Consider the following 8,515-nt stretch of genomic DNA (forward strand, 5'->3'; position numbering starts at 1 on the left):
GTCGTCGTCGCGCTATAGCGAAGAAAAGCGCGTGGTGTTCCACAAGAACGTTGGCCCGCTGATTTCGATGGAAGAAATGTCGCGTTGCATTCACTGCACGCGTTGCGTTCGTTTCGGTCAGGAAGTCGCTGGTGTGATGGAGCTCGGCATGCTGGGCCGCGGCGAGCATTCGGAAATCACGTCGTTCGTCGGCAAGACGGTCGACTCGGAACTGTCGGGCAACATGATCGACCTGTGTCCGGTCGGCGCGCTCACCAGCAAGCCGTTCCGATACAGCGCCCGTTCGTGGGAACTGTCGCGCCGCAAGTCGGTGAGACCGAACGATTCCGTCGGCGCGAACCTCGTGGTGCAGGTCAAGAACAATCGCGTGATGCGCGTTCTGCCGTTCGAAAACGAATCGATCAACGAGTGCTGGATTTCGGACAAGGACCGCTTCTCGTACGAAGGCCTGAACAGCCCCGAACGTCTGACCAGGCCGATGCTCAAGCAGGGCGGCGAGTGGGTCGAAACCGACTGGCAGACCGCGCTCGACTACGTGGTCAAGGGCCTGAACGGTATCAAGCGTGATCACGGCGCCAATGCGCTTGCTGCGCTGTCTAGTGCGCACAGCACGGTCGAAGAACTGTTCCTGCTCAAGCAGATCGCGCAGGCGCTCGGCACGCCGAACGTGGACTTCCGTCTGCGTCAGTCGGATTTCTCGGCGCCCATGACCGGCGCGCCGTGGCTTGGCACCGCAATCGCCGAGCTGTCGAACGTCGACGCGGTGCTGGTGATCGGCTCGGATCTGCGTCGCGATCACCCGCTGCTCGCCGCGCGTTTGCGTCAGGCTGCGCGCGGCGGGTCGCAGCTCACGCTGATCCAGGCTACCAACGACGATGCGATGATCCCGCAGGCGCAACGCGTGGTTGCGGCGCCTTCGGCGTGGCTCGACGCGCTGGCGGGCATCGCGGGTGCGATTGGCGAAGCGAAGGGCGTTGCCCTGCCGGACGCGTTCGCTGGCTCGCAGTCGACGGATGCGCATAAGCAGATCGCGAGCTCGCTGGCCACCGGCGAGCGCCGTCTGGTGCTGCTCGGCAACGATGCGGTCCGTCATCCGGATTTCGCGGCAATCCATGCCGCGGCTCAATGGATCGCCGAGACGACCGGCGCGACGCTGGGCTTCCTCACCGAGGCGGCCAACACGGTCGGCGCGCATCTCGTGAACGCGCTGCCGGGCGAAGGCGGCCTGAATGCGCGCGAGGTGTTTGACCAGCCGCGCAAGGGCTATCTGCTGCTGAATCTCGAGCCCGAATTCGACACGGCCAATCCGGCGCAAGCGCTTGCGGCGCTGAAGCAGGCCGAGATGGTCGTCGTGATGTCGCCGTTCCAGACGGGCGCCGACTACGCCGACGTACTGCTGCCGATCGCGCCGTACACCGAAACGGGTGGCACGTTCGTCAACGCCGAAGGCACCGTGCAGTCCTTCAACGGCGTCGTGCGCCCGCTTGGCGACACGCGGCCGGCATGGAAGGTCCTGCGCGTGCTGGGCAGCCTGCTCGATGCGGCGGGCTTCGCCTACGACACCGTCGAAGAAGTGCGCGCGACCGCGTTGGGCGACGCTGACCTGAGCTCGCGCCTGTCGAATCGTACGGGTACGGCGGTGACACGAGGCAACACGACCAGGGCGGTCGAAGGCAAGTTCGAGCGTCTCGCGAACGTGCCGATCTATCACGCCGACGCGCTGGTGCGTCGCGCCGAGTCGCTGCACCTGACTACGGCCGCGCGTATCGCGAACTCGGTCGGTCTGCCGGCGGCGCTGTTCGACAAATTGGGTTTGAAAGAGGGCGACGCGGTGCGCGTTCGTCAGGGCGAGCAAGCGGTGCAGTTGCCGGCCGTGCGCGACGCGAATCTTGCGGAGACGGTCGTCCGCGTATCGGCGGCTACGCCTGCTGGTGCGGCGCTGGGCAGCCTGTTCGGTGAACTGGTGGTGGAGAAGGCGTAAATGAGCTTGTTCGATACGATCAACTCGGGCGGCGCCCAGCTTCTCGGTGTGGCATGGCCCACGGTGTGGGCGCTCGTGCGCATCCTGGTGGTGGCCGTCGTGATCCTGCTGTGCGTGGCTTATCTGATCCTCTGGGAGCGTAAGCTGATCGGCTGGATGCACGTGCGTCTCGGCCCGAACCGCGTCGGCCCCGCGGGTTTGCTGCAGCCGATCGCCGACGTGCTGAAACTGCTGCTAAAGGAAGTGATTCAGCCGGCGCAGGCAAGCCGCTGGGTTTACCTGATCGCGCCGATCATGGTAGTGGTGCCGGCCTTCGCGGTGTGGGCGGTGATTCCGTTCCAGGCGGGCGCGGTGCTCGGCGACATCAATGCGGGCCTGCTGTATGCGATGGCGATTTCGTCGATCGGCGTGTACGGCGTGATTCTGGCTGGCTGGGCGTCGAACTCGAAGTACGCGTTCCTCGGTGCGATGCGCGCTGCCGCGCAGATGGTGTCATACGAAATCTCGATGGGCTTCGCGCTCGTCGTCGTGCTCATGACGGCCGGAACGCTGAACCTGTCGGGCATCGTCGGTTCTCAAGAGCAGGGCTTTTTCGCGTCGCACGGGCTGAACTTCCTGTCGTGGAACTGGCTGCCGCTTCTGCCGATGTTTGTCGTGTACTTCATCTCGGGCATCGCCGAAACGAACCGCCACCCGTTCGACGTGGTGGAAGGGGAGTCGGAAATCGTCGCGGGCCACATGATCGATTACTCGGGTATGGCGTTCGCGCTGTTCTTCCTCGCCGAGTACATCAACATGATCGTGATCTCGGCATTGGCTGCAACACTGTTCCTTGGCGGCTGGAGCGCACCGTTCGGCTTCCTGTCGTTTATCCCGGGCATCGTCTGGCTCGTCGCCAAGGTTTTCTTCCTGTTGTCGGTGTTCATCTGGGCGCGTGCCACGTTCCCACGCTACCGCTATGACCAGATCATGCGTCTGGGCTGGAAGGTGTTCATTCCGGTCTGCGTGGTATGGCTCGTGGTGGTCGGCTTCTGGATCATGTCGCCGTTGAACATCTGGAAATAAAGGGCGGATGAACCTATGACCGCAATCCAAAACTTTTTCAAGACCTTCTTCCTGACGGAACTGCTCAAGGGCCTCGCGCTGACGGGACGCTACACGTTCCAGCGCAAGGTGACCGTGCAGTTCCCGGAAGAGAAGACCCCGATCTCGCCGCGTTTTCGTGGTCTGCACGCGCTGCGCCGCTACGAGAACGGCGAGGAACGCTGCATCGCATGCAAGCTGTGCGAAGCGGTGTGCCCAGCGCTCGCGATCACGATCGAATCGGAAACACGCGCGGACAACACCCGCCGTACGACGCGCTATGACATCGATCTGACCAAGTGCATCTTCTGCGGTTTTTGCGAAGAAAGCTGCCCGGTCGACTCGATCGTCGAGACGCACATTCTCGAGTATCACGGCGAGAAGCGCGGCGACCTGTACTTCACGAAGGAAATGCTGCTGGCCGTCGGCGATCGCTACGAAGCGGAGATCGCCGCCAACAAGGCGGCGGACGCACCGTATCGTTGAAGCGTTCTTTTCTTTTTCGTTGATGCAGTAAGCGCGGCAGTAAAACCAGTAACACGGCCTGCTGTCGGGCCGAGCGCCGCGGCTTTAACGCCGAGGCACGGCGCACCTGTGCGGCAGTTCTGGCGGTTTCGCCCGCTTTTACCAAGCACGCGTGCCAAAGAACAATGCCTGACGATGGCCTAACGATGAACCGGTAATCATGGAATTCACGACCGTACTGTTCTACATCTTCGCGCTGCTCCTGGTTGTCTCGGGGCTGAAGGTGATCACCTCGCGTAACCCGGTAGCGTCCGCACTGTTTCTGGTGCTGGCGTTCTTCAACGCAGCCGCGATCTGGATGCTGCTGGAGGCCGAATTCCTCGCGATCCTGCTGGTGCTGGTCTATGTCGGCGCGGTGATGGTGCTGTTCCTGTTCGTCGTGATGATGCTGGACATCAATCTCGACGTGCTGCGCAAGGACTTCAAACGTTTCGTGCCGATGGCCACGGCAGTCGGCGCAATCATCGTGATCGAGACCGCGCTGATTCTGTGGCACGGCTACGGCGCGACCACCACGGCGCTGCGCGACACGACGGCGGTCGCGAACGGCATGGGCGACTGGTCGAACACACGCCTGATCGGCAAGGTCATCTACACCGACTACATCTTCGCGTTTGAAATCGCCGGCCTCGTGTTGCTGGTCGCGATCATCGCGGCAATCGCGCTGACCACGAGCCACAAGAAGGACAGCAAGCGTCAGAACGTCAGCGCCCAGGTCAAGGTGCGAGCCCAGGACCGTGTGCGCGTGGTGAAGATGCCGTCAGAAAAGACCGCTGCGACCATCGCGGCGGAAGAAGCCGCAGCTGCGGCGGCAGCAGCGGCAGCCGACTCGGCACCTGCTAAAAACAGCTGAGCGGACAGGAGATAGAAATCATGTTGACCCTTGCCCATTACCTTGTCCTCGGCGCGATCCTGTTTGCGATCAGCATCGTCGGCATTTTCCTGAACCGCCGCAACGTCATCATCATCCTGATGGCGATCGAACTGATGCTGCTCGCGGTGAACACCAATTTCGTCGCGTTCTCGCACTATCTGGGCGACGTGCACGGCCAGATCTTCGTTTTCTTCGTGCTGACAGTTGCGGCAGCGGAAGCAGCGATCGGTCTCGCAATTCTGGTGACCCTGTTCCGTAGCCTCGACACGATCAATGTCGAGGATCTCGATCAGCTCAAAGGTTAATTTCAGGAAAAGCGGTTATGTCCACGATACTCAATGAAAGCCTGCTGCTGGCGATTCCGCTGGCCCCGCTCGCCGGTTCCCTGATTGCCGGGCTCTTCGGCAAGACTGTAGGGCGAGCTGGAGCACATTCGGTCACGATCCTCGGCGTCGCTGTTTCGTTCATCCTGTCGGCCATCGTCTTCTTCCAGGTGATGGAGGGTGCGAGCTTCAACGCGACCATTTATCAATGGATGTCGATTGGCAAGACGCAGCTCGAAGTTGGCTTTCTGGTCGACTCGCTGACCGCGATGATGATGTGCGTCGTGACCTTCGTGTCGCTGATGGTGCACATCTACACGATCGGCTACATGGCCGACGACGACGGCTACCAGCGCTTCTTCTCGTACATCTCGCTGTTCACGTTCTCGATGTTGATGCTCGTGATGAGCAACAACTTCCTGCAACTGTTCTTCGGCTGGGAAGCGGTGGGTCTCGTGTCCTATCTGCTGATCGGTTTCTACTTCAAGCGTGAAAGCGCGATCTACGCGAACATGAAGGCGTTCATCGTGAACCGCGTCGGCGATTTCGGCTTCCTGCTCGGGATCGGCCTGCTGTTCGCGTTTGCCGGTTCGATGAACTACGGCGAAGTCTTCGCGAAGCGCACTGAACTCGCGGCACTGAATTTCCCGGGCACCGATTGGGGCCTGCTGACGGTGGCGTGCATCTGCCTGTTCATCGGCGCGATGGGTAAGTCGGCGCAGTTCCCGTTGCACGTCTGGCTGCCGGATTCGATGGAAGGCCCGACGCCGATCTCCGCGCTGATTCACGCGGCAACGATGGTGACGGCCGGTATCTTCATGGTGACGCGGATGTCGCCGCTGTTCGAACTGTCGGATACGGCGCTGTCGTTCGTGATGGTCATCGGCGCGATTACCGCGCTCTTCATGGGCTTCCTCGGCATCGTCCAGAACGACATCAAGCGCGTGGTGGCTTACTCGACGCTGTCGCAGCTCGGTTACATGACAGTCGCGCTCGGCGCATCGGCTTACTCGGTCGCCGTGTTCCATCTGATGACCCACGCGTTCTTCAAGGCGCTGCTGTTCCTCGGCGCCGGCTCGGTGATCATCGGCATGCACCACGATCAGGACATGCGCAACATGGGCGGCCTGCGCAAGTACATGCCGATCACGTGGATCACGTCTCTGGTCGGGTCGCTCGCGCTGATCGGCACGCCGTTCTTCTCGGGCTTCTACTCGAAAGACTCGATCATCGACGCGGTGAAGCTGTCGCATCTGCCGGGCTCGGGTTTCGCGTATTTCGCGGTGGTCGCAAGCGTATTCGTGACCGCGCTGTATTCGTTCCGTATGTACTTCATGGTGTTCCACGGCGAGGAGCGTTTCCGCGGTCCCAAGCATCCGGAATCGCCGATGGGCGCCGAAGCCGCGTCGCATGGGCATGACGCGCATGGCCACGACCAGGACGACCACGGCCACGGCCATGGTCACGACGACCACGCGCACGAGCCGCATGAAACGCCGTGGGTCGTGTGGGTGCCGCTGGTTCTGCTGGCGATTCCATCGATCGTGATCGGTGCGATCGCGGTTGGGCCGATGCTGTTTGGCGACTTCTTCCAGCACGGCGTCGCGTTCGACAAGGTGATCTACATCAGCGACACCCATCCGGCGCTGCACGAGATGGCCGAAGAATTTCACGGCTGGGCGGCCATGGGGCTGCACTCGGTGTCGGGCTTGCCGGTATGGCTCGCGCTTGCAGGCGTGCTGGTTGCATGGTTTCTGTACCTGGTCCGTCCGGATCTGCCGGCTGTCATCAAGCGCGCCTTCGGCCCGATCTACACGTTGCTCGATAACAAGTACTACATGGACAAGTTCAACGAAGTCGTATTTGCACGGGGCGCGGTGGCAATTGGCCGGGGTCTGTGGAAGGAAGGCGATGTCGTCGTGATCGACGGTATCGTCAACGGCAGCGCACGCTTCATCGGCTGGTTCGCGAGCGTGATCCGCTTCCTCCAATCCGGCTACATCTACCACTACGCGTTCGCCATGATTATCGGCATGCTGGGGCTCTTGACCCTGTTTGTCACGCTCGGCGGCAAATAAGGCGAGGGACACTCATGCACGCTTATCCGATTCTCAGCATCGCGATCTGGTTGCCGATTCTCTTTGGGCTTCTGGTCCTAGCGATCGGCAATGATCAGAACCCCGCGCCGGCGCGATGGGTTGCGTTGATCGGCTCGGTCTTGAGCTTCATCGTGACCATTCCGCTGATCACCGGTTTCGATCCGGGCACAGCGGATCTGCAGTTCGTCGAACAGGCGAACTGGATCGAACGCTTCCACATCACGTATCACCTCGGCGTGGACGGCATCTCGATGTGGTTCGTCGTGTTGACCGCGTTGATCACGGTAATCGTCGTGATCGCCGGGTGGGAAGTGATCACGAAAAACGTCGGCCAGTATCTCGCCGCGTTCCTGATCCTGTCGGGCATCATGGTCGGCGTGTTCAGCTCGGCCGACGGCATGCTGTTCTACGTGTTCTTCGAAGCGACGCTGATCCCGATGTACATCATCATCGGCGTGTGGGGCGGGGCGAATCGCGTGTACGCGGCGTTCAAGTTCTTCCTGTACACGCTGATGGGTTCGCTGCTGATGCTGGTTGCGTTGCTGTACCTGTACGTCCAGACCGGCACGTTCGATCTCGCCACGTGGCAGCACTCGCAGATCGCGATGACGCCGCAGGTGCTACTGTTCATCGCGTTCTTCATGGCCTTTGCGGTGAAGGTGCCGATGTGGCCAGTGCACACGTGGTTGCCCGATGCGCACGTCGAAGCGCCGACCGGCGGCTCGGTGGTGCTGGCCGCGATCATGCTGAAACTCGGTGCCTACGGTTTTCTGCGCTTCTCGCTGCCGATCGCGCCTGACGCGAGCCATTTCCTCGCGCCGGTCGTCATCACGCTGTCGCTGATCGCGGTGATCTACATCGGTCTCGTCGCGATGGTGCAGGCAGACATGAAGAAGCTGGTCGCGTATTCGTCGATCGCACATATGGGCTTTGTCACGCTCGGCTTCTTTATCTTCAACCAGCTCGGCGCGGAAGGCGCGATCGTGCAGATGATTTCGCACGGCTTCGTATCGGGCGCGATGTTCCTGAGCATCGGGGTGCTGTACGACCGTATGCACTCGCGTCAGATCGCCGACTACGGCGGCGTCGTCAACATGATGCCGAAGTTCGCGGCATTCGCGATGCTGTTCTCGATGGCCAACTGCGGTTTGCCGGGCACGTCCGGTTTCGTCGGCGAATTCATGGTGATTCTCGCCGCTGTCCAGTACAACTTCTGGATCGCGGGCGGCGCCGCGGTCACGCTGATTCTCGGCGCGGCCTACACGCTGTGGATGTACAAGCGCGTGTACTTCGGCGCAGTCGCGAACGACCATGTGAAGAGCCTGCTCGACATCAATCGCCGCGAATTTTTCATGCTGGCAGTGCTTGCCGCACTGACGCTGTTCATGGGCCTGTATCCGAAGCCCTTTACCGATGTGATGCACGTATCCGTGGAAAACCTCCTCTCCCACGTTGCGCAGTCAAAACTGCCGTTGCCTCAGTAACGCAGAGCGGAGGAATTAAAAGATCATGCAAAACGCACCTATGACTGCCCTGTTGCCCGACGGCCTGTTGATGCTCGCCGTAGTTCTCGCGTGGCTCAACGACACGTTCTTCGGCCAGGCGGCGCGACGGACCACGTACTTCATCG

7 protein-coding genes are annotated in these 8,515 nt (G+C 61.3%); all 7 read left to right on the forward strand.

Translation table 11 applies throughout. The features are described 5' to 3' along the window. Nucleotides 1-1,981, forward strand: a 1,981-nt coding sequence (locus tag VGH68_RS22820) for a molybdopterin-dependent oxidoreductase (RefSeq protein ID WP_331605981.1), incomplete at its 5' end; no start/stop codon positions are given. Beyond that, nucleotides 1,982-3,046, forward strand: coding sequence for an NADH-quinone oxidoreductase subunit NuoH (nuoH, locus tag VGH68_RS22825; protein ID WP_331605982.1), 1,065 nt, complete (start codon nucleotides 1,982-1,984; stop codon nucleotides 3,044-3,046). Nucleotides 3,047-3,061: 15 nt separating this feature from the next. Next, a complete protein-coding gene (gene nuoI, locus VGH68_RS22830; RefSeq protein ID WP_018431494.1) occupies nucleotides 3,062-3,550 on the forward strand; it encodes an NADH-quinone oxidoreductase subunit NuoI in 489 nt (162 codons plus the stop codon). 199 nt (nucleotides 3,551-3,749) lie between these two features. Beyond that, the gene (locus VGH68_RS22835; RefSeq protein ID WP_331605983.1) at nucleotides 3,750-4,442 is read left to right on the forward strand and encodes an NADH-quinone oxidoreductase subunit J; all 693 of its coding nucleotides are present in this window, start codon (nucleotides 3,750-3,752) and stop codon (nucleotides 4,440-4,442) included. A gap of 20 nt (nucleotides 4,443-4,462) precedes the next feature. Further along, a complete protein-coding gene (gene nuoK, locus VGH68_RS22840; RefSeq protein ID WP_006052894.1) occupies nucleotides 4,463-4,768 on the forward strand; it encodes an NADH-quinone oxidoreductase subunit NuoK in 306 nt (101 codons plus the stop codon). Between the two features lie 17 nt (nucleotides 4,769-4,785). Beyond that, complete coding sequence (nuoL, locus tag VGH68_RS22845; protein WP_331605984.1) at nucleotides 4,786-6,864, forward strand: NADH-quinone oxidoreductase subunit L; 2,079 nt, start codon at nucleotides 4,786-4,788, stop codon at nucleotides 6,862-6,864. A gap of 14 nt (nucleotides 6,865-6,878) precedes the next feature. Beyond that, complete coding sequence (locus VGH68_RS22850; protein WP_331605985.1) at nucleotides 6,879-8,369, forward strand: NADH-quinone oxidoreductase subunit M; 1,491 nt, start codon at nucleotides 6,879-6,881, stop codon at nucleotides 8,367-8,369. The last annotated feature ends 146 nt before the right edge of the window (nucleotides 8,370-8,515 follow it).

It is taken from the genome of Paraburkholderia sp., from assembly GCF_036488505.1.
Lineage (GTDB): Bacteria > Pseudomonadota > Gammaproteobacteria > Burkholderiales > Burkholderiaceae > Paraburkholderia.

What these genes read in the sequence shown, in the direction of transcription:
- nuoH (WP_331605982.1), top strand. Translation starts at nt 1,982, where the DNA reads ATGAGCTTGTTCGATACGATCAACTCGGGCGGCGCCCAGCTTCTCGGT.
- nuoI (WP_018431494.1), top strand. Translation starts at nt 3,062, where the DNA reads ATGACCGCAATCCAAAACTTTTTCAAGACCTTCTTCCTGACGGAACTG.
- nuoK (WP_006052894.1), top strand. Translation starts at nt 4,463, where the DNA reads ATGTTGACCCTTGCCCATTACCTTGTCCTCGGCGCGATCCTGTTTGCG.
- nuoL (WP_331605984.1), top strand. Translation starts at nt 4,786, where the DNA reads ATGTCCACGATACTCAATGAAAGCCTGCTGCTGGCGATTCCGCTGGCC.
- VGH68_RS22835 (WP_331605983.1), top strand. Translation starts at nt 3,750, where the DNA reads ATGGAATTCACGACCGTACTGTTCTACATCTTCGCGCTGCTCCTGGTT.
- VGH68_RS22850 (WP_331605985.1), top strand. Translation starts at nt 6,879, where the DNA reads ATGCACGCTTATCCGATTCTCAGCATCGCGATCTGGTTGCCGATTCTC.